The sequence below is a fragment of the Variovorax durovernensis genome, assembly GCF_977011995.1.
The window spans coordinates 2,923,847-2,948,382 of record NZ_CDRNCW010000001.1 but is presented as its reverse complement, the minus strand read 5'-3'; the positions used below and the strand labels follow the sequence as shown (position 1 = coordinate 2,948,382).

Here is a 24,536-nt window from a genome sequence, read left to right as displayed (position 1 = left end):
CCCAAGTCCGTGTTTCAGAATTTCCGCCTCTCGATGGCCTGGCTTCATACGTGGTTCGGCCTTGTGCTGGGCTTCGTGCTGATGGTCGTCTTCTTCTTCGGCTCTCTTTCGGTGTTCGACCGCGAGATCGACCGCTGGGCGATTCCCTCGACCCGCTTCGAGCCGCAGCCCATGCCGTCGTTCGACAAGATGCTGCTGCCCGTCTTCCAGGAGATGAAGCCCAGCGCCCAGAGCATCGAGCAGGCCCGCAGCCGCGTGAGCGGCCCCATGGCCGACAGCTTTCCGGTGGTCAAGAGCTGGGGCGCGTACACCACGCACCGCGACCCGGTGCTCAGCCTGTTCTCCAGCTATGAGCTGCCCAATGCCAAGGACCCCGAAGACAGCGTTTTCGGCGACCGCACCATCGACCCGCGCAACGGCAGGCTGCTTCCCGACGACCACCTGAAGATCGGCAGCCAGTTCTTCTACCCGCTGCACTACAGCCTGCACCTGGAGTGGAAGAACCTGGGCTACTTCATCGTCGGGTTCTCGGCGCTCGTCATGCTGGTGGCGCTGGTCAGCGGCGTCGTCATGCACCGCAAGATCTTCCGCGAGCTCTTCACCTTCCGCCCGCGCAAGCACATGCAGCGCAGCACGCTCGACCTGCACAACCTGACCGGCGTGGTGGCACTGCCCTTCCATTTCATCTTCGCTTTCTCGGGGCTGGTGATCTTCGGCAGCATCTACTTTCCGATCACCGACACCCAGCTCAAGCCGCTGCACGACCTGCATGAAAAGCACGAGGCAATGGAAACCGGCCTGCCGCACGACCGCGCGGGCGTGCCCGGCACGCTGGCTTCGGTGGACGCCATGGTGGCCGAGGCCAAGCGCCGCTGGGCCGCCAAGGACATGGCCGGCGACGTCGGCTTCCTCAGCGTGCAGCACGTAGGCGACGCCAACAGCTACGTCAGCGTGTACCGCGCCGGCACCGACCGCATCGCGCTGACGGGCGAAGGCATCCACTTCAAGGCCTCGACCGGCGAAGTGCTGCGCGAAGACCCGCCGCTCACGCCCGTGGCCAGCGTCAACACCTTCCTTACAGGCCTGCACCTGCAGCACTTCCGCCACTGGCTGCTGAGGTGGCTGTATGTGCTGGGCGGCCTCTCGGGCTGCGCGTGCATTGCCACCGGCTTCGTCTTCTTCGTGGAAAAGCGCAAGCGCCAGCATGCGAAGCAGGAGCGCGGCGGCGCGCGCTGGGTCGACGCCTTCGCGGTGAGCACCGTGACCGGCATGCTCGTCGCCACGCTCGCCATGCTGATCGGCAACCGCCTGCTGCCGGACGACCTGCCGGCGCGCGGCGACTGGGAAAAGTACATCTTCTGCGGCGCATGGCTGCTCGCGTTCGCGCACGCCATCTGGCGCACCGCGCCCGTTGCCGAAGCGCGCATGGCGCCGGCCTGGGCGGAGCAGTGCTGGGCCGTAGCCGTCATGGCCGTGGCTGCGGTGCTGCTGAACTGGGCGACCACCGGGGACCACCTGCTGCGCACCATCGGCCAGGGCTACTGGCCCGTGGCCGGCGTCGACCTGTTCATGCTCGCGAGCGCGGCGGTCGCGCTAATGGCCGCACGCAAGCTCGGCCGTCGCGCCGGCATGGCCGCCGCCGTGGCGACACCTCGCGCGGCTGCCGCCGGCGTGGAGGAGAGCGCCCGTGCCTGACGCCCTCCTCCTGCTGCTGGCCGTGGCGGCCAACATCGCCGGCCTGGGCTGGCTGGCGCTGGCCATGGACGTTCATTGGGAACAGGCGTTCGGCCCTGTGCCCGCGTCGCGTGGCACGGTCGTGCTGCTTCGAGTGCTTGGCGTATCGGGGCTGCTGGCATCGCTGCTGCTGTGCCTGGCGGTCGACCACGCCTCGATGGCTTCGCTCGTGTGGTTCATGACGCTGGCCGGCGCCGCGCTGACCATCGCGTTCACCGCCGCCTGGAAGGCCCGCTGGCTCGCCTTGCTGGTGGCCTGGGTCCGCCCGGCCGCCTGAGACGCCCCTCGACCCCGGGGGGCAAAGCCAGCCCCGGCGCCCCTGCCTGTCACGAAAAAGTATTCTCCGGCAAGCGGGAAGCCGGGTTGGTCAACGACATAATGGCGGCCGCGCGGAAGCGGGCCGGTCCCGGCATTCATCCGGCGCACCTATAGCAAGCTGAACAAGATTTCCAAGGCAGAAGCGATCTATGAGGCTTGGCCGCAAAGGCTGTTGGCGAATCGGCCAATCGATCGCAAAGCTCTGGCTGGCGCTGCTGCTGTTGGCCATCCTGCCCTTTGCGCACGCCGATGAATCGCCGCGGAGCGAGTACACCGCCGTCCACATCACCCGGGCGGAACTGCTGTCCGTGACCGGTACGGGCTATTCCCTCCCGCCCCAGCACATCGAAGACGCCACGCTGCCGAGCGCCGGCTGGAAGCCGGTCAGCCTCCCGTACACGGCCTTGCGTGAACTCGTGCCCACGGCCTCGAGCGGCATGCGGGCCGTCACCGACTGGTACCGCATCGACCTGTCGGGCCAGCCCCGGACGACGCAGCAACGCGTTCTCTACCTCCCGCGCTGGAAAACCCTGGGGCACATTGCCGTCTACGGCGACGGCGTGCTGCTCTACCAGTCGCACGGCAGCCCCATCCACAACGGCTACAACCATCCGCTGCTGCTGCCGCTGAACGCGACCGCGAACACGCTGTCTCCGAAGTCCGTGCTGATCCGGGTCGACCGCCTGCGCAACAGCGGAAGCGGGTTCTCCACGGTGTGGGTGGGCGACGAGAATGCCCTGGCCTGGCGCTACCAGTCGCGCCAGATGCTGCAGGTGCAGTTGCCGTTCATGGGCAGCGCGGCATTCCTGGCGGTGGGCGCCTTCGCATTCGCGGTGTGGCTGGGCAAGCGGCGCGAATCGCTCTACCTGCTGTTCTCCGCCATCTCGGCAGTGGCGTTCCTGCGGATGCTTCACTACTACGTGGGCGGCAGCTACCTGCCGATTTCGGACGAATGGTTCGAATGGGTGACCGTGGCCAGCCTGCTCTGGCTGATCGTCCTCATCCACCTGTTCCTGCAGCGCCTGCACCAGCAGCCCTCGGCCTGGCTGACCCGGCTGGCGCTGGGCCTGACGCTGGCCTGCAATGTCGCGACGCTGCCGAATCTGTCGACGTCGATCGTCAGCCTGTACCTGTTCACGCCGCTGCTCAACCTGGCGGTATTGCCCGTGGCGGTGCTGATCTTTGCCGTGAACCTGCGCAAGGCCTTGCGGGCGCAACTGCCCGAGGGCCGGCTGGTGGCGGGCTGGACTGTCTTCGCCGTCGTGTTCACCTCCTACGACGGGCTCCTGCAGAACAACCTGGTCAGCCCGGAGAGCGTGTACACCTCGCCCTACGCCGTCATCGGCCTGTTCTTCGTGTTCTCTTTCATCATGTTCCAGCGCTACACCGGCGCGTTTGCCGAGGTGGGACGGCTGAATACGGAACTGGTCTTGCGGCTGCGGGCACGCGAAGCCGAACTGGAGCAAAGCTACCAGCGCCTGCGCGTGATCGAGAACCAGCAGATGCTCAATGCCGAACGGCGGCGCCTGATGCAGGACATGCACGACGGCCTGGGTTCATCGCTGATCAGCGCCATCCGCTCGGTCGAGCGCGGCACCATGAACGAGGCCGAGATTTCGAGCGTGCTCAAGAGCTGCATGGAAGACCTGAAGCTGGTGATCGACTCCATGGAAAGCGTGGACGCCGACCTGCTGCTGCTGCTGGCGACCCTGCGTTTTCGCCTGGCGCCGCGCATCGAGAGCGCCGGCGTCGCGCTGCGCTGGGAGGTGCAGCCCGTGCCCGTGCTGGCCTGGCTGGACCCGAACAGCGCATTGCACATCCTGCGCATCGTGCAGGAATGCGTGGCCAACGTGCTGCGCCACACGCGGGCCTCCACCATCTGCTTCAGCACCGCGACAACAGACGACGGCGTGTGCGTGGTGATCGAGGACAACGGCGAGGGCTTCGCCGTGGAAGAGGCCCTGCGCCGGCATGGCCGCGGGCTGCGCAACCAGCAGCAGCGTGCGCAGGCCATCGGCGCCAAGGTGAGCTGGGAATCCAGCAGCGCCGGCACCCGGTTCACGCTCTGGCTGCCTCTTCACCGCGACGTCGACACAGCAGCGAAGGCCCTGGATCTCATTTGAGTCCCTTCAGAGGCTCGCCGCGATCTGCTCGCGCAGCCACTTGTGCGCGGGGTCGCGGTGCCTGCGTTCGTGCCAGAGCATCGCCATCTCGTAGCCAGGCACCTCGAGCGGTGCCTCCACGACACGCAGCCCCGCCGCGCCGCGCGCCAGCCGCTCTGGCAGCATCGCGACCATGTCGGTGCTGGCCAATACCGACATCATGAAAAGGAAGTGCGGCACCGACAGCGCCACGCGCCGCGTCAGGCCCTTTTCGGCCAGCGCCTCGTCCGTCGGCCCGGCAAAACCGCCGCCCCCGGGCGACACCACCACATGCTCCAGCGCGCAGAACTGTGCGAGCGTCGGCCGCCGCTTCAGGCGCGGATGCCCTTCCCGCCCAGCCAGCACATAGCGCTCCTGGAACAGCACGCGCCGGTGCAGCCCGGGCTGCGCACCCACACTGGTGTGAAAGAACAGGTCGACCTCCGCCTGCTCCAGCTGCCGCGCCATGCGCGAGGGCACCGCCTCCACCACGGCCAGCCGCGTGTGCGGCGCCGCGGCACGCAGCCCGGCCAGCGCCGGCAGCAGGATGGCCGACTCGGCATAGTCGGCAGCGGCAACGCGCCAGGTGGTGGTCGCCTCGGCAGGGTCGAAAGGCCGCGTGGGCGCCACCGCGCGGCCCAGCGATTCGAGCGCCTCGCGCAGAGGCTCGCGCAGCTCGTCGGCGCGCGCGGTGGGCCGCATGCCGCGCTGCGCGGGCACCAGCAGCGGGTCGTCGAAGGCTTCGCGCAGCTTGGCAAGCTGCACGCTCACGGAGGGCTGCGACAGGTTCAGCCGATCGGCCGCGCGCGTTACGTTGCGTTCGGCCAGCAGTGTGTCAAGCGTGACCAGCAGGTTGAGGTCGAGGCGGCTGAAATTGTTCATGGCAATTCCTGGAATTCAAACTATTCATTTCCAATATATCGCCACGAAGCCTAACCTGCGGGCATCTTCATTCCGACCTCTGTGGAACCATGAACATCCTGCTGGTACTTGCCCACCCCGAAGCCGCCTCGCTCAATGGCGCGCTCCATCGTTTCATGCTCGAGCGCCTCGCGGCCGCCGGCCATTCCGTGCAGGTATCCGACCTGTACGCCATGCGCTGGAAACCCGCGCTCGATGCCGACGATTTTCCCGCGCGCGACACCGCCGCGCGCTTCGACCCCGTGCTTGACTCGCTCCATGCCTTCGAGGCCGGCACGCAAACGGCCGACATCGCCGCCGAACAGGAAAAACTGCTGTGGGCGGACGCCGTAGTCCTGCAGTTCCCGCTGTGGTGGTACTCGATGCCCGCCATCCTCAAGGGCTGGGTCGAACGCATCTACGCGTATGGCTTTGCCTACGGCCTCGGCGAACATTCAGACACCCACTGGGGCGACCGCTTCGGCGAAGGCGTGATGGCCGGCAAGCGCGCGATGCTGGTGGTGACGACCGGTGGCTGGGCGTCGCACTACGCGCCGCGCGGCATCAACGGGCCGATGGACGACCTGCTGTTTCCCATCCAGCACGGCATCCTCTATTACCCGGGCTTCGACGTGCTGCCGCCTTACGTGGTGCATCGCACGAACAAGATCGACGATGCCGCCTACGCACGCATCACCGGGGAACTGGGACAGCGGCTCGACACGCTCTTCACGACCGAACCGATCCCGTTCCGCCGCCAGAACGCCGGCGACTACGAGATTCCCGCGCTCACCCTGCGCGAGGACATCGCGCCGGGCAAGACGGGCTTTTCAGTGCACACCGCTTGAGGAAGCGCTACGGCGCGCGGGCTACTCGGCCTCGATGCCGGCGGCCTTCACGATGCGGCCCCATTTCTGCGACTCGGCCGCCTGGAACTTCGCAAGTTCATCGGGCGAGGTGGTGAACACCTCGGTGCCGGTGGGTTCGTAGAACGCGGTCTTCGCCGCCTCGCTCTTCGCGGCCTTCACCAGCAGCTCGTTGAGCCGCTTGACCACGGCGGGCGGCGTCTTCGCCGGCGCATAGGCGGCGAACCAGTAGCCCATCTCGTAGCCCTTCACGCCGGCTTCGGAAATGGTGGGCAGGTCGGGCGCGAGCGGCGAGCGCGCAGAGCTGGAAATGCCCAGCGCGCGCAGCTTGCCGGCCTTGACCTGCGGCAGGCCGGTGGCGGTGTCGGTGATCATCATGTTGATCTGGCTGCCCAGCAGGTCGGTCACGGCGAGCGTGTTGCTCTTGTAGGGCACGTGCAGCAGCTTGATGTCGGCCATCTGCTGCAGCAGTTCGCCCGCCATGCGGCTCGACGAACTGCCGCTGCCGAAGCTGTATTTTCCCGGCTCCTTCTTCGCGAGCGCGATGAACTCGGCCACGCTCTTCGCAGGAAACGACGGGTTCACCACCATGATCTGCCCGCCCTTGCCCAGGGCGGCAACGGGTGCGAAGTCTTTCACCGGGTCGTAGGGCAGCTTCTTGAACAGGTGCTCGTTGGCGGCATGCGTGGTGTTGGTGGTGATCAGCACCGTGTAGCCGTCGGCAGGTGCCTTGGCCACGTTCTGCGAGGCGATGAAGCCGCTGGCGCCGGCCTTGTTGTCGATGATGACAGCCTGCCTGGTCTCGGTCGCGATCTGGTTGCCGAGTGCGCGCGCGATCTGGTCGGTGGCGGTGCCGGCCGCGAAGGGCACGACGAAGGTGATGGCTTTCTCGGGGAAGGCCTGTGCATGGCCCAGCAGCGGCGCAAGCGCCAGCGCGGTGGTCAGCACGGCCAGGGGAAATCGTTTCATTGTTTTGTCTCCGGATTTGAATGGGCAGTAGAAAAAGTGAAAGCCGACGCTATGGCCCGGCCAGCAAAGGCACGAGCGAGCGCGGCACGCGAACGGGCATGTCGAGCAGCAGGAAAGAAAGCGCCTTGCCGTGCGCATCGAGATTCAGCGCATCGTTGACGCCGCCGTCGAGCACCGCGTCGAGCACGAAGTTCATCGCGTGCAGCTTCGGCAACAGGAAGCGCTGCACCTGCGACGGCGCACGGTGGCGAAACTGCGCGGCCACGCGCTCGGGCGTGAGTTGTTCGGCCAGCAGCGGATACAGCCCGGCATGCCAGGCGATGACGCTGATGTTGGAACGATCTCCCTTGTCGCCGGTACGGCCGTGGGCCGCGCGGTAGAGAGGCACGTCGATGGTGTCTTCAAGAATCTTGCTCATGCGAGTTCCTCCGCGGCCAGCAGTTCGAAGCGCACCGGAACCGCCTCGCGCGACAGCAGGCACGACAGCGTGTTGAGCCTCGGCGTGAGCGCGGTGCGCACGCCGCCACCGCCAGCCGGGCCGCAGGTGTAGAGCGCCATCACCTCGCGGCCGAGCCGTTCGGCCTGGGTACGGTCGGCATGGGTGGCCGCGACGCGCAGGCGCACGTCGCGCAGGCCGCTGTCGGGCGTGTCCGCCAGCGCAAGGCCCGCGTCGTCGCCGAGGATGCTCAGCGCGCCGATCAGGTCGATGCGCAGTTCAAGGCCGTCGAGCCGTTTCTTCAGCACGTCGGCCGCGAGCCGCGCGCGCGCTTCGGCGCGAGGGCCCGCGTAGGAAATTTCGCCCTCGGCCAGCCAGCCGCCTTCATGGCAGACATTGACCTTGTAATTGCGCGGCCGCTCATGCCCGCAAACGCCGCGCAGTTCGACGCGGTCCGCGCCCGGCAATGCACGCACCTCGGCGTCGGCAATGTCTGCCACCACATCGGGCGTCAGGTAGGCGGCGGGGTCGTGCACTTCGTAGAGCAGTTGCTCCTTCACCGTGGCTTCGGTCACGAGGCCGCCGGTGCCGTCGGCCTTGCCGATGACGCAGCCGCCGTCGGCATCGATCTCCGCGATGGGAAAGCCGACCGACTCGAGCCCCGGCACATCCTTGTAGCCGGGGTCGGCAAAGTAGCCGCCGCACACCTGCGCGCCGCATTCGAGCAGATGGCCGGCCATGGTGGCGCGGCCCAGCCGGTCCCAGTCGTCGGCGCGCCAGCCGAAGTGCGACATGGCCGGCCCCACCGTGAGCGACGGGTCGGCCACCCGGCCGCACACCACGATCTGCACGCCCGCGTCGAGCGCGGCAGCGATCGGCTCGGCGCCAATGTAGGCATTGGCGCTGACCACGTGCAGCCCCTCCATTCGCGCGCCGAGTGCTTCGCGCAGCACTGCGCGATGTTCGGCGCCCGAGAGGTCGTCGCCCTCCACCACCGCAATGCGCGGGGCACTGGCGCCCAGTTCGCGCGCCATGCGGGCGATGTGCCGGGCGGCGGCGCGCGGGTTGGCGGCGCCGAAGTTGCTCACGATGCGGATGCCATGCGCCAGGCAGCGCGCCAGCACCGGCCGCAGCATGTCGTCGAGCAGCGGTTCGTAGCCGGCATCGGGGTTGGCGCGGCGGCGCAACTGCGCCAGCGCCAGCGTGCGCTCGGCCAGCGTCTCGAAGATGAGGAACGCGCGCCGCCCAGCGGGGCCTTGCGCGAGACGCGCGATCAGCGTGTCGACCACGGGGCCGGCAGCGTCGGTGCGGTCGCCCGAGAAGCCGGCCGCGCATCCAATCAACAGCGTGGGCGTTGCAGCAATGGAGTTCATCGAGTCGCACTGTAGGCAGCCCTCCCTCATCCGTAAAATCGAAAATTCGGATCGATTGATCCGGTTTTCAAATAACGTATCCGGCCACCGGAACCCAGAGACATGAAAAAGACGCCAGACCTCTCCACGCGGCAGCTGCGTGCCTTTCTCGCGCTGGCCGAGCACCGCAACTTCACGCGCGCGGCGCAGACCAGCCATCTGTCGCAACCGGCCTTCAGTGCGCTGATCCGCACGCTCGAAGACGCCGTCGGCACGCGGCTTTTCGACCGCGACACGCGCAGCGTGCAGCTCACGCCCGAGGGCCTGCTGTTCGAAGGCTCGGCGCGCCGGCTGCTCGACGACATGGGCAATGCGATGGTCGACCTGGCCGACCACGTGGAGCGCCGCAAGGGCCGCGTGCGCGTGGCCGCCCTGCCCTCGCTCGCGGCCGGCTGGCTGCCAGCGGTGTTCGCGGAATTCATGCAGGCATGGCCCGGCATCCGCATCGACCTGGACGACGCGCTGTCAGACGCCTGCATCGCGCTGGTGCGCGCCGGCCAGGCCGACTTCGCGCTCGCCGCCTCGGGCGCGGAGGCCGCGGCGGGCAGCGACCTGCGCGCGCGCAAGCTGTGCAGCGACCGATTTCACCTGGTGTGCCGGGCCGACCATCCGCTGGCGCGCGAGCCACGCCTCACGGTCAAGAAAATCGCGCCGCATCCGTTCATCCAGATGGCGCGCAACAGCAGCGTGCGGCAGGCGCTTGACGCCGCGCTGCATCCGCAGCGACTGAACGCGGTGTTCGAGGTGGAGCACCTGGCCACCGTCATGGGGCTGGTCGAAGCAGGGCTGGGCATCAGCGTGGTGCCGGCGCTCACGCTGTTCCACTTCCAGCGCGAAACGCTGGTGACCCGCCCGCTGCCCCTGCCCGCGCTCACGCGCACGCTGTACCTGGTGCAGCGGCGCGAAGGCAGCCTGTCGGTCGCGGCGCAGACGCTGTACGACCTGATCGTCGCGCGGCTCGGCTCGTTGCGGCTGGACTGAAGCCAGCGCGGGCACCGCGTGCCTGCCATGCCGAAAAGCTATATCTCCCAGTGCGATCACGATATTGCTGCAGGTCGGCTCCTCGGGAATAGTGCGGCGCAGCGGTGAAAGAGGCCGCGCCTATACCAAAGGAGACCTATGAGAGATTCCCGTCGCAGCTTCGTCGGCCTGATGCTGGCCCTGGCTGCCGCCGCCGGCGCACCGTATGCGCTGGCCGCACCCCTGTCTTCCCGGCCGATCCGCCTGGTGGTGCCCTTCGGTGCCGGCGGCGTGGCCGACCTGGTCGCGCGCAGCGTGGCGCAGAAGATGTCCGAATCGATGGGCCAGAGCATCGTGATCGACAACAAGCCCGGCGCCGGTGGCGTGGTGGCTTCCGACACCGTTGCCAAGGCCGCGCCGGACGGCCACACCTTGCTGCTCATGTCCAACGGCAACGCGGTGAGCGCGGGCCTGTTCAAGTCGCTGCCCTACGACACGGTGAAAGACTTCGCGCCTGTCTCCACGCTCGGCTACTTCGACATGGCGGTGCTCGCGCAGGGCAACGGCAAGTTCAAGACCTTCGCCGACCTGGTGGCCTATGCCAAGGCCAATCCGGGCCGGCTGAACATCGGCACCATCAACGTCGGCAGCACGCAGAACCTGGCCGGCGAACTGCTCAAGACCTCGCTGGGCATCGACGCGCAGGTCGTGCCTTTCAACGGCACGCCGGCCGTGACCACGGCACTGCGCGGTGGGCAGATCGACGTGGCGGTGGAAATCCTCTCGCCGGTGCTGTCGCAGATCGAGGCGAAGGCGCTGCGCGCGCTGGCGGTGATGGGCGACAGGCGCGCCCCCAACCTGCCCGATGTGCCGACCGTGGCCGAGAGCGGTACACCGGGCTTCCAGGTCGCCTCGTGGAATGCGCTGGCCGCGCCCGCCAATACGCCACCCGACGTGATCGCCCGCCTGAACCGCGAAGCACGCGCGGCGCTGGACTCACCCGAGGTAAGGAAGCGGCTGCAGGCCCTGGGCGTGGAGCCGCGCGGCAGCACGCCGCAGGAGCAGGCGCGCCTGCTCGACAGCGAGATCCGGCGCTGGTCGGCCGTGATCCAGCGCGCCGGCATTCCCAAGCAATGAGAAAAACGGCAAGGACACCATCTTGAAGACCATCGCCCCACCCCACCCCGATCCGAGCCGACCGGCGTTTACCCTGCCTGCCGGCGCCTGCGACGCGCATTGCCATGTGTTCGGCCCCGGCGACGTGTTTCCGTATTCGGACAACCGCCGCTACACACCGCCAGATGCGCCTGCCGCCAAGCTGCGCGCGCTGCACGAACTGCTGGGCATCGACCGCGTGGTGCTCGTGCAGGCCAGCGTGCACGGCCACGACAACCGCGCCATGCTCGACGCCATCGCCCAGTCGCCCGACAGTTACCGTGGCGTGGCCATGGTGGGCGCGGGCGTCAGCGACGCGGAGCTTGGCGCACTGCACAAGGCCGGCGTGCGCTCCGTGCGCTTCAACTTCGTGCAGCACCTGGGCGGCGCGCCCGACCTGCCCACGGTGCTGCGCATGGCCGAGCGCATCCGTCCGCTCGGCTGGCACCTGGTGCTTCACCTGGACGCGGAAGACCTCGTCACTTACCGCGCGTTCCTCGACACGCTGCCGGTGCCCTTCGTCATCGACCACATGGGCCGCACGATGGTCGAGCACGGCCTCGACCAGCAGGCCTGCGACATGATGCTCGACCTGATGCGCGACGAGCGAGCCTGGGTCAAGGTGAGCGGCGCCGAGCGCATCTCGCAGAGCCTTTCGACGCAGGGCCAGCCCTACGCGGATGCAGTGCCCTTCGCCCGCCGCCTGATCGAGGCCGCGCCCGACCGCGTGCTGTGGGGCACCGACTGGCCGCACCCCAACGTGCGCGAGATGCCCGACGACGGCAAGCTGGTCGACCTGCTGCCGCTGTTCTGCGACGACACGGCACAGCTTCGCAGGCTGCTGGTCGACAACCCGACCCGCCTGTACTGGTACGACTGAGCGCGTCCGCGCGCCGCTCCCCCGACAGCCCCCCACAGCCCTGTTTTCACGCCACGGCACCGCCGAGGCGTGCGGACGGGCTCGCCTGCGCCCGCGTTTTCTCGCGGGCTACGAATTCACAACGAGGAGACAACATGAGACGACTTCCCCGCCTTCCGGCACTTTCCGGGCGCGTTGCCCTGCGCGCGCTTCCCGCGCTGGCGCTCTGCACCGCCGCACACCCCACCTGGTCCCAGGCGGGAGCCTCCGCCGAGAGCGTCCAGATCTACGGCCTGGTCGATGCGTTCGTCGGTTCCATGCAGCGCAGCGACGAGAAGGGACGCACCAAGGTGCTGGGCAGCGGCGGCATGACCACGGCCTACTGGGGCGTGCGCGGCGCGGACAGCCTGGGCAACGGGCTGCAGGCGCAGTTCGCGCTGGAGAGCTTCTTCCAGTCCGACACGGGCACCTTCGGGCGCAACAGCACCGACCCCTATTTCTCGCGCAACGCATGGGTGGGGCTGTCCGGCGGCTTCGGGCAGGTGTCGCTCGGCCGGCAGACCAACCCGATGTTCGCGGCAAGCGGTGCCTTCAATCCCTTCGGCGTGTCGCTGCAGTTCTCGCCCGTCATGCTGCACACATGGCAGCCCACGTACAACCGCGCCGTGCTCGGCGACAGCGTGTGGGACAACGTGGTGCAGTACAGCTCACCCACCTTCGCGGGCCTGCGCGCCAACCTGCTCTACGGCATGGGCGAGGTGACGAACCGCGACAGCGTTCGCAACCTGAACCTGACCCTCAACTACGCAGCCGGCCCGTTCGCGGCGGTGCTGTCGATGCAGCAGGCCAGGACGGGGCCGGGCTTCACCACGGCCATCGGCCGGCAGGACGCAGCGATGTTCGGCGCCTCTTACGACTTCAAGGCGGTGCAGTTGTACGGCCAGTTGCTGCGCACCCGCACGCCCGACATCCGCGTCGACACCGACACCGCTCAACTGGGTGCGGCGGTGCCGGTGGGCGCGGGCCGCTTCATGGCCTCGGTGGCGCGCACCGAGCGCAAGGTGACGAACGGCGCCGAGACGCATCGCACCACCTGGGCCGCCGGCTACGACCACTTCCTGTCGAAGCGGACCGACCTGTACGCGGTCTACATGCGCGACCGGCTGACGGACTTCCGCGGCAGCGGCAGCGTGGGGTTCGGCATGCGTCACCGCTTCTGACTGGCACCGGTCATTGCGCCGGCACCCAGGTGCTGCTGGACGAGTTCGCGCAGCAACTCTCCCATGGCACGCTGCGTGCGCGTGACGGGCCGCTGCGAGCTGGCCGCCAGCGCCAGCCGGCTGCGCAGGCCGGGCTCGGCGATGGGCCGTATCGCATAGCGCTGCGAGCGCTCGGCAATGGCCACCGCATTGCGCGACAGCACTGCATGGCCCGCGCCATCGGCCACCAGCGCGAGGATCGCCGGCACGCCGTCGATCTCCAGCGCGATGCTCGGCCGCCGCCCGATGGCGGCCAGCTCCGCCTCGACCAGCATGCGGATCGCGTTGGGCCGGGTCGGAATCACCAGCGGCTGGTCGGCCAGTTGATGCAACGCGAGCGGCACGCCGCGCCGCGCGCGCCCAGCGCCCTTGGTGGCGCTGACCAGGAACAGGTCTTCCTCCAGCACCGTCTCGCTGTCTACATCGGGCGAAGGCTGCGGGTTGTAGAGCAGCGCGATGTCGAGCCGGCCGGTGAGCAGCGACTCCTGCATCGCGGTCGAAAGGCTTTCGGTGATCGAGAGTGCCGCATCGGGCAGCCGCTCGCGCACGGCCCGCACCAGCGGAACCGTCAGCACCCCGGCCACGCTGGGCGGCAACCCGACCGCCACCCGCCCCGCCAGCGCGCCGCGCATGCGGCCCATGTCTTCCTTCGCGCGCTCCACCTGGTGCAGGATGCCGCGGCCATGCTCCAGCAGCCGCTTGCCGGCATCGGTGGGTACCACGCCGCGGCCGTTGCGCACCAGCAGGTTCTGCCGCAGTTCGACTTCAAGCTGGCGCACCTGGCGGCTCAGCGCGGGCTGGGCGATGTCGATCACCGTCGATGCCCGGGTGAAGCTGCCGAGCTCGGCCACGCGAATGAAGTACTCCAGCTGTTTCAGGTCCATGACCTGAGGTTATCGGCATAGCGCCGGGCGAGCTATGCGTGTTTGTTCTATCCGGTGCTGGCTCCGCTGAGGCCGGCCTTGCCTGGGGAGTCGGCGCTGCCACTGGCGACGTCGATGGCGCTCTTGCCCGCCGCCTCCGCCATTGCGGCCAATGCCGTCGGATTGGGCGTGGGCTCGCCGATCTTGCGCAGCAAGTTGCGGTCGGTATGGCTGAAGGGCTCGGCCTGTCCGCGCACGCTCAGCACGGTTTCCTGCTCGTACGACCAGCTGCGGTCGTCGTGGATGGTGACGGCGATGCTGTAGCGCAGCGTCTTGAACGCATGCTCCAGGAACGGGTTGGCGAGGATGCCGTTGGTCTCTCCGCCGCGCACCGCCTCCAGCCTGAAGCTGCGGTCGCCGGCCTTCGCCTGCCCCGTGGCCATGGCCGTGAGCCCGCGCGGGATCGACAGTGTCTGCACCAGCGCGCCCGTGGCGGGCTCCCAGAGCCAGTAGCCGACCTGGTCGTGGAAGGTTTCGACGTCGTCGGGCTTGACGATTCGCAGGTGATAGCGCAGCCCGTAGAAGATCTGCGGTCCGTTGGTCTGCGCGTCGATGGGCTGGAACTCCGCATGCTCGATGAAGGCTTCGGCTTCGGGGCCTTCGGGCTTCGGGCTCACGTCGTGGCCGGAAGTCCCGATCCACAGGCCCGCGAGGCCCGTGAGCGGGCCGAGGTTGGCAAGCGTGTACGGATCGGGCTCCGGCTCGGTATAGATGTCTTCGGGAAATTCAGGGGAGTCCGGGAGCTCGGCCATTTTTTCTTCCTGGAGTTTTTGCGGGAGTGTGAACGACAAGTCCGTCACTGATCAAGACGGATGCCGACCTTGGCGATGATCGCACCCCACTTGCGGGCCTCGCTGTCGATGAAGGCCTTGAATTCCTCCGGCGAACCGCCGCCCGCCACCAACCCCTGGTTGGCGAGCAGTTCGCGCACCGCCGGCTCGCGCAGCACTGCGTTGACGTCCGCGTTGATGCGCTGCACCACCTCGGGCGGTGTGCCGGTGGCAGTGAAGAAGCCGTTCCAGGCCAGCGATTCGAAGCCGGGGTAGCCCGACTCGGCCACGGTCGGCAGGTCTTTCATGAGTTCCGAGCGGGTGGCGCTGGTCACTGCGATGAGCTTCACCCGATGGCCCTGGATCAACGGCAGCAGCGCGGGCGCGACCGTGAACAGCGCCTGCGTGTCCCCCGCGGCGAGCGACAGCCCTGCGGGCGGCGAGCCCGAGTACGGCACGTGCACCGCCTCGATCTTCGTCACGCTGCGCAGCAGCTCCATCGTGAGGTGCGACGAACTGCCCGCGCCCACGGACGCATAGCTGAACCTTGAGCCCTGCTTCTTCGCCCAATCGACGAATTCCGGCAGCGTGTTCGACGGGTTGTTCGCCTGCACCGCCAGCACGTTGGGCTGCGAGGTCGTGAGCACGATGGGCATGAGGTCGCGGGCCGGCGCATAGGGCATGCGCCGGTACATGTAGGGCCCGAATGCGATCGGTCCGTTGAAGCCGATGCCCAGCGTGTAGCCGTCGTGGGGCGCCTTGGCCACCGCGTCCATGCCGATCAGGCCGCCGGCACCAGCCTTGGTCTCGATCACCACGGGCTGCTTCCAGAGCACGCGCAGGCGATCGGCCAGCGTGCGCGCGATCACATCGAGCGAGCTGCCGGCCGGCGCGGGAACGATCACGCGAACGGGCCTGGACGGCCATTCCTGTGCACTTGCGCCGGCGGTCAGCAGGCTGGCAAGCAGGAAGATGGCGAGCCTGTTGTTCTTCACTTGGGTCTTTCGATGGGCGAGGGTGGGGCAGCGCAAAGTTTTATCACCGTTCTACAGGGAGACCTGACACCATCGGCGCCGGGGAAGGAAAACACCGTGGCAAGCATTGCAAACTGAAGCACTACAAATGAATTCGAAAGGCTTCCACAGCACCTCCGAACGGCATTCCGGCGTTTAACCACTTCGCGAACGTGCTGATTTTCGGGGGGCTTCAAACCGCCCTCACATCGCGGCAAGATGCGCATCCGCCGATTCTTGCGTCACCTCGACCAAACGAAGGAGCCCGCTCATGTTCGCCACGCCCGAACGCACCATCAAGACCCCCGGCCCCGAGCACCCGATCACCATTGCACGCAATCCGCTTCGCGTGGTGGTGTCGGTGGACGGCCGCGTCATTGCCGACACGCGCGAAGCGCTGACGCTGCGCGAAGCGCATTTCGGAACCGTGCACTACATCCCCCGCAAGGACGTGAAGATGTCCTTGCTGGAACGCACCTCGCATGCAACCTACTGCCCGTACAAGGGCGAGTGCAACTACTACAGCATTCCCGCCGGCGGCGAGCGCTCGGTGAATGCGGTGTGGACCTACGAGTCGCCCTACGAGCCGGTCGCCCAGATCAAGGACCACGTGGCCTTCTATCCCGACCGCGTGGGCCCCATCGAGGAGCGGGTGGCCTGACGGCACCTGAGTCCCCTCTTCCGGTGCCCCCGGGCACCGGACCCATCACGTGGAGAATGGCAGCGGCAACCATCCTCCACGTCCATGAACATCCGACTCGCACTCTACGAACTGGCCCGCATCCATCGGCTGCCGCCCGCGCGCCTGCACGCGCTGTTCGCGCTGGCTGAACTCGACGCACAACCGACGCAACTGCCGCAACGCTTCTGGCGCGTCATCGCACTGCTGGCGGCGGGACTCGGCGGCTTCGGCATCGTGATGTGGGTGGCGGCCAACTGGGGGTCGCTGGGCCGCGCCGGGCAGTTCGGATTGCTGCAAGGCTGGGTGCTGCTGACGGCACTGGCCGCATGGCGCAGCGCGACGCTTCGCACCCCCATGGGCCTGCTGTGCCTGCTGGGCACGGGCGCGCTGTTCGCCTATTACGGCCAGACCTACCAGACCGGTGCCGATGCATGGCAGCTGTTCGCGCTGTGGGCCGTTCTCAGCCTGCCGCTGTGCCTCGGCGCGCGCAGCGACGTGCTGTGGTTTCCGTGGGCGATGGTGGCCTGCAGCGCAATCAATCTCTGGGTCTATGCGCACACGGGGCATCGCTGGCGCTTCGACAACAACGACCTGCCGATCCAGCTGATCGGCTGGGGCATGGGCGTGCTGCTCATCATTGCGCTGAGCCCGTGGGCACGGCAATGGGTCGGCGAAACGCACTGGTCGCAACGGCTGGCGATGCTGGCGCTGACCGTGAACGTGACGCTGACCTCGCTTGCAGGTCTTTTCTTGCGCAGCGAGGTTTCGCCCCACTACTTTCTGGGCCTGGCGCTGATGTGTGGTGCCGGCGGCATGCTGATGCAGCGCGGCTGGTTCGACATCGTCGGGCTGAGCGCCGCGGTGCTGTGCGTCGACACCCTGCTGGTCGCCGGCCTGGCCCGCATCCTGTTCGACGGCGGCGGCATCGACACCATGAGCCGGTTGCTGCTCATCGGGCTGGTTGCCGCGGGATTGCTGGCTGTGTCCGTGGCCCTGGTCATGCGTAGACAGAACACCGTCCTGGCCGCCTCGCAACAGGAAGGAGCGACCGCATGATCGCCCCCGCCGAAATCATCCAGCGCGCCACCGCCCAGGGCTTGCTGCCGCAAGACGCGCAATGGCCGCGCGAGGATTCCCGCCCCGGGGCGGTGCTGCTGCTGACTGCGCTGGGCGCCTGGCTCGCCGTGCTGCCGCTGCTGGGCGCGGTCGGCCTGGCATTCGGCGATGCGCTGCTGCACGAAGGACCGGCACTGTACGTATTGGGACTCGGCCTGCTGGCCGTGAGCATCGTCATCCTGCGCCAGGGCGGACTGGCGCTGTTCATCGAACAGCTCTGCCTGCCGGCCGTGGTGCTGGGCCTGTGCTGCCTGGGATGGGCGCTGTTTCGCGACCTGCCGGTTTCCATCGCCGCGCTGGGCATGTGCGTTGCCAGCGTGGTGCTGGCATGGCTCGCTCCGCTGCACTGGCTGCGCAGCCTGCTGGGCATGATGCTGGGCGTGTTCCTCACCGTGGCCGTCATGGGATGGTCGAGCGGTGAAGACACCTTCGATCATTTGTTCTGGTCGGGCCGCTTTCGCTGGACGTGGTGGCTTCAGGCGCACATAGGCCTGGCCGCATGGCTCACGGTGCTCTGCCTGCTGCCACGGTTGCCGGGCGCGCGCACCGGCAGCCTGCTGGCGAGCCTGGCCGAAGGCTGGTGCGCGCAGCTCCTGCTGATGCTGGTGCTGCTGTCGGGCGCCACATTCATGCTGGGCGGCGTGGTTCCGGGCAGCAACGTCGGGAGCGAAATGGGCCAGGCCGGCAGCGGGTTCAGCCTGCTCGGCAGCACCCGGAACCTGGTGTCGGTGCTGTGTGCCTTGGCTGCAGCCGCGCTGTTGGCCTATCGCTGGCCGGCACTGCGGCAGATGCCCTTGGCGGGCCTGGGCGTGGCACTGCTGCTGGCGGTCTTGTGCGCCTTCATGCCCAACCTCGGCGCGACCTGCCTTTGCACCGCGGCATTGGCGGTGACTCAGCGCTGGCGGCTCGCCGCCCTTGGCTGCGCGGCCGCGCTGTGGATCGTGGGCAGCTTCTACTACCTGCTCGCGTGGTCGCTGGCGGACAAGGCGCTGCTGCTGGTGCTGATCAGTGCCGCGCTGGGTGCACTGGCCTGGCTGGCAACGCGCGCCATGTCGCGTGCGGCCGGCGCCGAGAGCGCCGCGCCGAGCGCCGGCACCTGGTGGAAGAACAGGCGGCTCGCCGGCATCGCGCTGGCAGGAGTCGCCACGCTGGCGGTGGCGAACTTCGCCATCTTCGAGAAGGAAACCATCATTCGCGACGGCCGCCCCGTGTTCGTGCGGCTGGCTCCTGTCGATCCGCGCTCGCTGATGCAGGGCGACTACATGCGGCTGAACTTCGCATTGCCCGATCGAATGGACCGGGACGACCATCCTCGTGGTGGCCGGCGGCCGACCGTGCTGGTGCGCCCCGATCCGGCGCTGCCGTCGGCCTATACGCTGCACCTGCCATCGGCCCTGGAGCCGCGGCAGGGCGACGACATCGAAGTACCGCTCAGTGCCAAGGACGGGAGCTGGGTCTTCGTCACCGACGCATGGTTCTTCAAGGAAGGCGACGCGCAGAAGTTCGAAGGCGCGCGTTATGGCGAGTTCCGCATCCTGCCCAACGGTTCGGCCCTGCTGGTGGGCATGGCGGACGATCAATTGCAGCCGATCCGGTAGCACGCCCAGCCCAAGGAAAAAGCCGGCCTCGCATCTGCGGAGCCGGCTTCTTTTTTATTCGACTGCCTTCGCCGGAGCGGCGAAGCACTACAGATCGATTACAGCGGCAGCGTGTCGCCGCGAGCAGCAGCGCGGGCCGCGGCACGCACGGTAGCGCGATCGACGCCGCTGGCCAAAACAGGTGCCACGCCCGACGAAGCGCCGTCGGCATACGGGTTGGCGCTGTGCGCGGCGGCCACTGCTTCGGCGCGAACGGCTGCGCGGCTGGTGGTCGAGGCGGTCAGCTGCACCGGGCCCGAGTTGGCGCCATCGGCATAGGGGTTGGCGCTGTGCGCGGCCACGACGGCCTGGCTGGCGACTTCGGCGCGGCTGGTGGCGGAGGTCAGTTGATGCACGCCGTCATAGCTTTCGGCATGGGCAGCGCCGGCAGCGGCCAGCAGAGCGAGAGAGACGGCGGAGAGGAGTTTCGAGGCGGTCATTTGGAGGTCCTTCAATTGGTTGGTTTCGTTTCACCTGGATCAGCTGAAGGGCTGGTCCATGGAAAGAATTTTGCGCCGCCAAACCGGTAAAAACCCGCATCGAAAAGAACCGCGGTGTTCGTGTGAAGGAAACAATCGCGGCGCCCCACCCTCCCGCCCGCAACGCCCTTTCAGTCGAGCAGCACGCCCGCCAGCACCGTGCTCACGATGCATTCCAGCGCCTGCTCGTAGTGCACCGCCGTGAGCTTCTTCACCTGCAGCACTGCGTTCACGATGGGCTCGTAGTCGGCATAGAACTGGGTCGAGGCCCAGAGCATGAAGAGAAAGTGGCGCGCGTCGATCTTGCGGATCTTCTTGGCGGCCATCCAGGCTTCGAGCACCTCGATGCTGGCGGCCGTGCTCTGCGCGATGTGCGCCCAGTCGGCGGCCGACAGGAAGGTGCCGCCACGCACCACCTCGTTGGCGAACAGGCGCGCCTCCAGCGGATTCTTGCGGCCCAGCCGGAGCTTGGCTTCCACATAGGCGCGCAGCGCCACGGCGGGTTCGGTCTCGACCTTGAGGATGCGCAGCGCGCTGTCCCACTCCTCCAGCAGCGGCGCGAAGGTGGCGCTGTAGAGCTCTTCCTTGGTGGCGTAGTAGTAGTAGACGTTGGCCTTGGGCAGCTCGGCCACGGTGGCGATCTCCGCGATGCGCGCGCCGTCGAAGCCCTTGGCCGCGAACACCTCGCTGGCGGCCTTGAGGATCTTGCGCTTGTTGGCCGCCCTGATCTCCCTGTCCGCGGTGGTCTCGGGTGCCGAAGGTCGTGTTGTCTTGGTGTCGCGCATGGCTTTGAGTCGCTTTTTTTGACCGGAGCAAATTCTAGAGGTGGCCCCGCGCCGGGGCGGGAAAAGCATCATCAAAAAAATCTGACCATATCGTCAATTTATTACTTAGAATTTCCTGACGAACTGGTCAGCTTTTTTTAGTTTGAATGTAAGCCATGCCTCAAGCCCTGCGCACCGCCTTGCAAGAAACCCTGCTCGACTGGCAGGACGACCTGCCCGCTGACTGGCGCTGCGCGCTCGGCGGCGTGCGGCTGGACTTCGAAGGCGTGGACGCTCGACTCGAGCTGGAAGCCTGGGAGCCCATCTTCCCCGCGCGCAAGGGCCGCCGCCTGCCCGGCATGCCGGCCGGCGCGCACATGCTCAAGGCCTTCGACAGCGTGCTGCCCTCGAAGGTGCGCTGCCTGGTGCTGGGGCAAGACCCTTACCCCTCGATCGACATCGCCACCGGCCGCGCCTTCGAGGTCGGCAACGTGGCCCGGTGGCGCGAGCTCGACAAGATGTTCACCAAGAGCATCCGCGCCTGGGTGCAGATGCTGGCCGAGGCCCGCACGGGCGACGCCGGCTACGGCGGCAGCTTCGCCAACTGGCCACGCACGCTGGCGGACATCGAATCGGGCGCGCTGCCCTTCGAGACGCCCGACTGGCTGAGCGACCGCTGGATCGAAGACGGCGTGCTGCTGCTCAACACCTCCTTCACGCTCAGCCGCTTCCAGGTGGCCATCGATCCGCATCAGTCGCACGGGCACCTGGTGCTTTGGAAGCCGCTCATCCAGGCGGTGCTGGCCCATCTGCTGCAGCGCGGCGAGCCGCTGGTCTGCATGGGCTTCGGCGCTTCGGCCGCGGAAGCCTTCGCGGCGGCGGGCATCGGCGAGGGCCGCAACGGCAACGTCGCCTGCATCCTGCGCGAGCACCCCGCCTACGCGGACGCCGTGCTGGGACTGCCAAACCCCTTTGTGCTTTGCAACACCCATCTGGCCGAGATGGACAGCGCCCCCATCCACTGGTGACCACCCCAATGAACGACAAGAACGACTACGACTACATCATCGTGGGCGCGGGCTCCGCGGGCTGCGCCCTCGCCGCGCGGCTCAGTGCGCGCCCCGCCACGCGCGTGCTGCTGCTGGAGGCCGGCGGCAAGGACTCCAACCCGCTGTTTCGCCTGCCGATGCTGATGGGCAAGCTGTTCCAGTCGGGCATCTACAACTGGCACTTCCATACCGAGCCCGAGCCCAACCTCAACGGCCGCAAGATCTACTGGCCGCGCGGCAAGGTGCTGGGCGGCACGTCGACCATCAATGGAATGATCTACGTGCGCGGCGGCAAGCAGGACTACGACGGCTGGGCCGCCATGGGCAACCCCGGCTGGTCGTACAAGGACGTGCTGCCCGCCTTCAAGCGCTCCGAAGGCCACATCCAGCGCGACGGCGTGTTCCACAGCGCCAAGGGCGAGCTCACCGTATGCCGCGCACGCGGCTGGAACGCGCTGCTCGACGTGTTCTGCGCGGCGGGCCAGCAGGCCGGCTATCCGCTCAACGACGACTTCAACGGCGCCAGCCAGCTCGGCTTCGGCCGCTACGACTTCACCATCAAGAACGGCAAGCGCTGGTCCACCTCCTTCGCATTCCTGCGGCCGGCGCTCAAGCGCAGCAACCTCAAGGTCGTGACCCGCGCACGCACGCACAAGGTGCTGGTGGAGCGGGCCCGGGCCGTGGGCGTGTCCTACGAACTGCACGGGCAGATGCACACGGTACGCGCGCGCAAGGAAGTGATTCTTTGCGCCGGCGTGGTCGGCTCGCCGCACCTGTTGATGCTGTCGGGCATCGGCCCGAAGGACGAACTGGAGCAGCACGGCATTCCGGTGCTCAAGCCGCTGCCCGGCGTGGGCGGCAACCTCCAGGACCATGTGGACTGTGTCATGTCCTATGAGTGCAAGCAGCCCGTCACGCTCTACAAGGACCTGCGCTTCGACAAGATCGCTTTCTCGGTGGTGCAGGGCATGCTGTTCGGCGAAGGCATCACCACCACCTTCCCCTACGAGGCCGGCGCCTTCATCAAGACCTCGCCCGAACTCGCCAACCCCGACGTTCAGCTGCACTTCATGCCAGCGCTGGAGAAGACGGCCAACCTCTATTTCCCCAACCCGTTCAGGAAGAGCACGGTCGAGGCCAAGCACGGCTTCACCCTGCGCGTGGGGCCGGTCAACCCGAACAGCAAGGGCCGCATCCGGCTGCGCTCGGGGCGCCCGACCGACGCGCCGATGATCCAGCCCAACTACCTGGACACCGAGTTCGACCGCAAGACCATGGTCGATGCGATCCGCGCCACGCGCCGCATCATCGAGCAGCCCGCGTTCGACGACTACCGCGGCAAGGAGATCGCGCCCGGCCCCGAGAAGCAGAGCGACGAAGACCTCGTCGCCTGGCTGCGCGCCACCGCCATGACCACCTTCCACCCCGTGGGCACCTGCAAGATGGGCCACGACGAACTGGCCGTGGTCGACCACCGGCTCAAGGTGCACGGCATCGAGGGGCTGCGCGTGGCCGACGCCTCGATCATGCCGGTCATCTCGAGCGGCAACACCAATGCACCGGCCATCATGATCGGCGAGAAATGCGCCGAATTCATCCTGGCCGGCCAATAGAACCACACGAATCCCAGGCCAGCAGGAGCACACCGAAATGATCGTCGAACACCGCCTCTACACCTTCCGTCCCGGCACCATCGACCAGTGGCGCGAGAAGTACGAACGCGAGGGCCTGCCGGTGCAGAAGCGCCACCTCAACAAGTTCGTGGGCCTGTACATCTCCGAGATCGGCCGGCTGCACACCTCGGTGCTGATCTGGGCCTACGACAGCCTGGCCGACCGCGAGGCCCGGCGCGCCGCCATGTACGCCGACCCCGAGTGGCAGTCATTCATCAAGAGCGTGTGGGCGCTGGACGCCATCCAGAGCCAGGACGTGATGATCATGAACCCGGCCCCCGGCTCGCCGACGCCCTGAGCGCATTTCTTCCCGTCAGCAATTTCGTCCGCCAGTTCTTCAACCCGAGAGATATCCGCATGACAAGCAACGCATCCTCCCGCACCGCCACGCCCCGCCGGCAGATCCTGAAAGCCGCGGCCGGCCTTGGCGGTGTCGCCATGGCCAGCGCCCTCTATCCGCTGATCGCGAATGCCAAGGGCGGGCTGATCGCGCTGGTGCACACGCAAGCCGCGGGCGACGCCAGCGCGGTCGACGCGATGATTGCGCGGCTCAAGCTGCTGGGCAAGGAAACGGGCATGCAGACGCGCGCCATCTACGCGAAAGACCCGTCGACCTACGAGACCATCTTCCGCACGCTGGGCGATGCCGGCGCGGCCATCATCGTGTCGACCTTCAACGAAGTGACCGAGCCCTTCAAGGCGCTCGCGCCCAAGTACCCGAAGACGCAGTGGCTGCAGCTGTTCGGCGACGAGATGAAGCCCGCCATCCCGAACGTGACCACCGTCTCGTACGACTACTACCTCGGCACCTACCTGGCAGGAATCTTCGCGGGCCGCATGTCGACCACGGGCAAGATCGGCTTCATCGGCGGCATGTCTATCCCGCCGCTGAATGCCGACTACAACGCCTTCAAGGCCGGCGTGCTGTCGGTGCGCAAGGACGCCACGGTCACGGTGGCCTTCGCGGGCTCGTTCCAGGACCCGGTGAAGGGCCGAGAGATCGCCACGCAGATGTTCAACGGCGGCATCGACTTCATCCAGACCGACGCCGCCGCCACCGACGCGGGCATCATCGCCGCCGCCAACGACAAGCCGGGCCGCCTGGTGAGCTGCCTCGACCCCGCGCAATACCCGCAGGGCCCGAAGACGCTGATTTCCATCGTCAGCCTGCACTTCGGCAAGTCGCTCTACGACGAGGCCAGCAAGATCCTCAAGAACGGCAAGGGCGGCGCGCACCTGAACACCGGCCTGGGCACCGGCGTCGTCGGCCTGGAGCTGTCGCCCCTGTTCCAGAAGGAAGGCGACAAGGCCGTGGCGGCCAAGGCCGAAAAAGTGATGGCCGAGATCCGCACCGCGCAGGCGGCCATCCTGAGCGGTGCCCTGAAGGTGCCTTTCAACACCGTTCTCTGACCCTCGCCACC

24 protein-coding genes are annotated in these 24,536 nt (G+C 67.5%); 15 read left to right on the top strand and 9 right to left on the bottom strand.

All coding sequences use genetic code 11. The features are described 5' to 3' along the window. The first annotated feature begins 9 nt into the window (after nt 1-9). From ACWV14_RS13980 to ACWV14_RS13970, 3 genes are all read left to right on the top strand, one after another. On the top strand, nt 10-1,695 hold the full coding sequence (locus tag ACWV14_RS13980) for a PepSY-associated TM helix domain-containing protein (protein ID WP_454909161.1): 1,686 nt from the start codon (nt 10-12) through the stop codon (nt 1,693-1,695). After that, entirely contained in the window at nt 1,688-2,011 is a 324-nt protein-coding gene (locus ACWV14_RS13975) for a DUF3325 family protein (protein WP_454909160.1), read from the top strand. Before ACWV14_RS13980 ends, ACWV14_RS13975 begins: the two co-directional genes overlap by 8 nt. Nucleotides 2,012-2,201: 190 nt before the next feature. Beyond that, nucleotides 2,202-4,175, top strand: a complete 1,974-nt coding sequence (locus ACWV14_RS13970) for an ATP-binding protein (RefSeq protein WP_454909159.1) — start codon at nt 2,202-2,204, stop codon at nt 4,173-4,175. Nucleotides 4,176-4,181: 6 nt separating this feature from the next. Here ACWV14_RS13970 and ACWV14_RS13965 read toward each other — a convergent pair whose 3' ends face one another. Beyond that, complete coding sequence (locus ACWV14_RS13965) at nt 4,182-5,075, bottom strand: LysR family transcriptional regulator (RefSeq protein WP_454909158.1); 894 nt, start codon at nt 5,073-5,075, stop codon at nt 4,182-4,184. An 89-nt stretch (nt 5,076-5,164) separates the two neighbouring features. Between ACWV14_RS13965 and ACWV14_RS13960 the strand changes: the two genes are divergently transcribed. Then, nucleotides 5,165-5,941: an NAD(P)H-dependent oxidoreductase gene (locus tag ACWV14_RS13960; RefSeq protein ID WP_454909157.1), complete on the top strand. Its 777-nt coding sequence runs from the start codon at nt 5,165-5,167 to the stop codon at nt 5,939-5,941. A 21-nt stretch (nt 5,942-5,962) separates the two neighbouring features. Here the strand turns inward: ACWV14_RS13960 and ACWV14_RS13955 are convergent, their stop codons facing one another. From ACWV14_RS13955 to ACWV14_RS13945, 3 genes are read right to left on the bottom strand one after another with little or no spacing between them, the layout of a single operon-like run. Then, on the bottom strand, nt 5,963-6,928 hold the full coding sequence (locus ACWV14_RS13955; RefSeq protein WP_454909156.1) for a Bug family tripartite tricarboxylate transporter substrate binding protein: 966 nt from the start codon (nt 6,926-6,928) through the stop codon (nt 5,963-5,965). A 49-nt stretch (nt 6,929-6,977) separates the two neighbouring features. Continuing rightward, nucleotides 6,978-7,346 carry an AtuA-related protein gene (locus ACWV14_RS13950; RefSeq protein ID WP_454909155.1) on the bottom strand — a complete coding sequence of 123 codons (369 nt, stop codon included), beginning with the start codon at nt 7,344-7,346 and terminating at the stop codon, nt 6,978-6,980. Beyond that, nucleotides 7,343-8,737 carry an acyclic terpene utilization AtuA family protein gene (locus ACWV14_RS13945; protein WP_454909154.1) on the bottom strand — a complete coding sequence of 465 codons (1,395 nt, stop codon included), beginning with the start codon at nt 8,735-8,737 and terminating at the stop codon, nt 7,343-7,345. The genes ACWV14_RS13950 and ACWV14_RS13945 overlap by 4 nt, the downstream gene beginning before the upstream one ends. A gap of 102 nt (nt 8,738-8,839) precedes the next feature. On the opposite strand from ACWV14_RS13945, the gene ACWV14_RS13940 reads away from it, so the two are divergent. The 4 genes from ACWV14_RS13940 to ACWV14_RS13925 all read left to right on the top strand — a co-directional run bounded on the left by ACWV14_RS13940 (nt 8,840) and on the right by ACWV14_RS13925 (nt 12,970). After that, on the top strand, nt 8,840-9,757 hold the full coding sequence (locus tag ACWV14_RS13940; protein WP_454909153.1) for a LysR family transcriptional regulator: 918 nt from the start codon (nt 8,840-8,842) through the stop codon (nt 9,755-9,757). A 138-nt stretch (nt 9,758-9,895) separates the two neighbouring features. Beyond that, entirely contained in the window at nt 9,896-10,873 is a 978-nt protein-coding gene (locus ACWV14_RS13935; protein WP_454909152.1) for a Bug family tripartite tricarboxylate transporter substrate binding protein, read from the top strand. Nucleotides 10,874-10,895: 22 nt separating this feature from the next. Then, complete coding sequence (locus ACWV14_RS13930; RefSeq protein WP_454909151.1) at nt 10,896-11,771, top strand: amidohydrolase family protein; 876 nt, start codon at nt 10,896-10,898, stop codon at nt 11,769-11,771. 134 nt (nt 11,772-11,905) lie between these two features. After that, nucleotides 11,906-12,970: a porin gene (locus ACWV14_RS13925; RefSeq protein ID WP_454909150.1), complete on the top strand. Its 1,065-nt coding sequence runs from the start codon at nt 11,906-11,908 to the stop codon at nt 12,968-12,970. Here the strand turns inward: ACWV14_RS13925 and ACWV14_RS13920 are convergent. Genes ACWV14_RS13920 through ACWV14_RS13910 form a run of 3 tightly spaced genes read right to left on the bottom strand, consistent with a single transcriptional unit; the run spans nt 12,958 to nt 15,697 of the window. Further along, nucleotides 12,958-13,893: a LysR substrate-binding domain-containing protein gene (locus ACWV14_RS13920; RefSeq protein ID WP_285411052.1), complete on the bottom strand. Its 936-nt coding sequence runs from the start codon at nt 13,891-13,893 to the stop codon at nt 12,958-12,960. The two genes, ACWV14_RS13925 and ACWV14_RS13920, sit on opposite strands and share 13 nt — an antisense overlap. 47 nt (nt 13,894-13,940) lie before the next feature. Then, a complete protein-coding gene (locus ACWV14_RS13915; RefSeq protein WP_454909149.1) occupies nt 13,941-14,684 on the bottom strand; it encodes an FABP family protein in 744 nt (247 codons plus the stop codon). A gap of 44 nt (nt 14,685-14,728) precedes the next feature. Beyond that, nucleotides 14,729-15,697 (bottom strand): Bug family tripartite tricarboxylate transporter substrate binding protein, encoded by a 969-nt coding sequence (locus ACWV14_RS13910; protein ID WP_454909148.1) that lies wholly within the window; start codon nt 15,695-15,697, stop codon nt 14,729-14,731. A 289-nt stretch (nt 15,698-15,986) separates the two neighbouring features. Between ACWV14_RS13910 and ACWV14_RS13905 the strand changes: the two genes are divergently transcribed. The 3 genes from ACWV14_RS13905 (at nt 15,987) to ACWV14_RS13895 (ending at nt 19,111) form a co-directional block, all read left to right on the top strand. After that, nucleotides 15,987-16,376, top strand: a complete 390-nt coding sequence (locus tag ACWV14_RS13905; RefSeq protein ID WP_422086204.1) for a DUF427 domain-containing protein — start codon at nt 15,987-15,989, stop codon at nt 16,374-16,376. An 84-nt stretch (nt 16,377-16,460) separates the two neighbouring features. Further along, on the top strand, nt 16,461-17,453 hold the full coding sequence (locus ACWV14_RS13900; protein WP_454909147.1) for a DUF2157 domain-containing protein: 993 nt from the start codon (nt 16,461-16,463) through the stop codon (nt 17,451-17,453). Then, on the top strand, nt 17,450-19,111 hold the full coding sequence (locus ACWV14_RS13895) for a GDYXXLXY domain-containing protein (RefSeq protein WP_454909146.1): 1,662 nt from the start codon (nt 17,450-17,452) through the stop codon (nt 19,109-19,111). The genes ACWV14_RS13900 and ACWV14_RS13895 overlap by 4 nt, the downstream gene beginning before the upstream one ends. Nucleotides 19,112-19,209: 98 nt before the next feature. Here the strand turns inward: ACWV14_RS13895 and ACWV14_RS13890 are convergent, their stop codons facing one another. Both ACWV14_RS13890 and ACWV14_RS13885 read right to left on the bottom strand, forming a co-directional pair. Next, complete coding sequence (locus ACWV14_RS13890) at nt 19,210-19,590, bottom strand: helicase SNF2 (protein WP_454909145.1); 381 nt, start codon at nt 19,588-19,590, stop codon at nt 19,210-19,212. Between the two features lie 170 nt (nt 19,591-19,760). Further along, a complete protein-coding gene (locus tag ACWV14_RS13885; protein ID WP_454909144.1) occupies nt 19,761-20,414 on the bottom strand; it encodes a TetR family transcriptional regulator C-terminal domain-containing protein in 654 nt (217 codons plus the stop codon). Between the two features lie 155 nt (nt 20,415-20,569). Here ACWV14_RS13885 and ACWV14_RS13880 point away from each other — a divergent pair, with 155 nt between their 5' ends. Genes ACWV14_RS13880 through ACWV14_RS13865 form a run of 4 tightly spaced genes read left to right on the top strand, consistent with a single transcriptional unit; the run spans nt 20,570 to nt 24,525 of the window. Then, on the top strand, nt 20,570-21,421 hold the full coding sequence (locus tag ACWV14_RS13880; RefSeq protein ID WP_454909143.1) for a hypothetical protein: 852 nt from the start codon (nt 20,570-20,572) through the stop codon (nt 21,419-21,421). An 8-nt stretch (nt 21,422-21,429) separates the two neighbouring features. Beyond that, entirely contained in the window at nt 21,430-23,055 is a 1,626-nt protein-coding gene (locus ACWV14_RS13875; RefSeq protein ID WP_454909142.1) for a GMC family oxidoreductase, read from the top strand. Between the two features lie 37 nt (nt 23,056-23,092). Then, complete coding sequence (locus tag ACWV14_RS13870; protein ID WP_454909141.1) at nt 23,093-23,413, top strand: NIPSNAP family protein; 321 nt, start codon at nt 23,093-23,095, stop codon at nt 23,411-23,413. Nucleotides 23,414-23,472: 59 nt separating this feature from the next. Continuing rightward, nucleotides 23,473-24,525 carry a BMP family ABC transporter substrate-binding protein gene (locus tag ACWV14_RS13865; RefSeq protein ID WP_454909140.1) on the top strand — a complete coding sequence of 351 codons (1,053 nt, stop codon included), beginning with the start codon at nt 23,473-23,475 and terminating at the stop codon, nt 24,523-24,525. Nucleotides 24,526-24,536: the final 11 nt, after the last annotated feature.

Excerpts from the sequence above, each read along its gene's own strand:
- ACWV14_RS13960 (WP_454909157.1), top strand. The coding sequence starts at position 5,165 with ATGAACATCCTGCTGGTACTTGCCCACCCCGAAGCCGCCTCGCTCAAT.
- ACWV14_RS13970 (WP_454909159.1), top strand. The coding sequence starts at position 2,202 with ATGAGGCTTGGCCGCAAAGGCTGTTGGCGAATCGGCCAATCGATCGCA.
- ACWV14_RS13900 (WP_454909147.1), top strand. The coding sequence starts at position 16,461 with ATGAACATCCGACTCGCACTCTACGAACTGGCCCGCATCCATCGGCTG.
- ACWV14_RS13940 (WP_454909153.1), top strand. The coding sequence starts at position 8,840 with ATGAAAAAGACGCCAGACCTCTCCACGCGGCAGCTGCGTGCCTTTCTC.
- ACWV14_RS13925 (WP_454909150.1), top strand. The coding sequence starts at position 11,906 with ATGAGACGACTTCCCCGCCTTCCGGCACTTTCCGGGCGCGTTGCCCTG.
- ACWV14_RS13950 (WP_454909155.1), bottom strand. The coding sequence starts at position 7,346 with ATGAGCAAGATTCTTGAAGACACCATCGACGTGCCTCTCTACCGCGCG.
- ACWV14_RS13915 (WP_454909149.1), bottom strand. The coding sequence starts at position 14,684 with ATGGCCGAGCTCCCGGACTCCCCTGAATTTCCCGAAGACATCTATACC.
- ACWV14_RS13890 (WP_454909145.1), bottom strand. The coding sequence starts at position 19,590 with ATGACCGCCTCGAAACTCCTCTCCGCCGTCTCTCTCGCTCTGCTGGCC.
- ACWV14_RS13905 (WP_422086204.1), top strand. The coding sequence starts at position 15,987 with ATGTTCGCCACGCCCGAACGCACCATCAAGACCCCCGGCCCCGAGCAC.
- ACWV14_RS13870 (WP_454909141.1), top strand. The coding sequence starts at position 23,093 with ATGATCGTCGAACACCGCCTCTACACCTTCCGTCCCGGCACCATCGAC.
- ACWV14_RS13895 (WP_454909146.1), top strand. The coding sequence starts at position 17,450 with ATGATCGCCCCCGCCGAAATCATCCAGCGCGCCACCGCCCAGGGCTTG.
- ACWV14_RS13920 (WP_285411052.1), bottom strand. The coding sequence starts at position 13,893 with ATGGACCTGAAACAGCTGGAGTACTTCATTCGCGTGGCCGAGCTCGGC.
- ACWV14_RS13875 (WP_454909142.1), top strand. The coding sequence starts at position 21,430 with ATGAACGACAAGAACGACTACGACTACATCATCGTGGGCGCGGGCTCC.
- ACWV14_RS13955 (WP_454909156.1), bottom strand. The coding sequence starts at position 6,928 with ATGAAACGATTTCCCCTGGCCGTGCTGACCACCGCGCTGGCGCTTGCG.
- ACWV14_RS13965 (WP_454909158.1), bottom strand. The coding sequence starts at position 5,075 with ATGAACAATTTCAGCCGCCTCGACCTCAACCTGCTGGTCACGCTTGAC.
- ACWV14_RS13885 (WP_454909144.1), bottom strand. The coding sequence starts at position 20,414 with ATGCGCGACACCAAGACAACACGACCTTCGGCACCCGAGACCACCGCG.
- ACWV14_RS13935 (WP_454909152.1), top strand. The coding sequence starts at position 9,896 with ATGAGAGATTCCCGTCGCAGCTTCGTCGGCCTGATGCTGGCCCTGGCT.
- ACWV14_RS13880 (WP_454909143.1), top strand. The coding sequence starts at position 20,570 with ATGCCTCAAGCCCTGCGCACCGCCTTGCAAGAAACCCTGCTCGACTGG.
- ACWV14_RS13945 (WP_454909154.1), bottom strand. The coding sequence starts at position 8,737 with ATGAACTCCATTGCTGCAACGCCCACGCTGTTGATTGGATGCGCGGCC.
- ACWV14_RS13865 (WP_454909140.1), top strand. The coding sequence starts at position 23,473 with ATGACAAGCAACGCATCCTCCCGCACCGCCACGCCCCGCCGGCAGATC.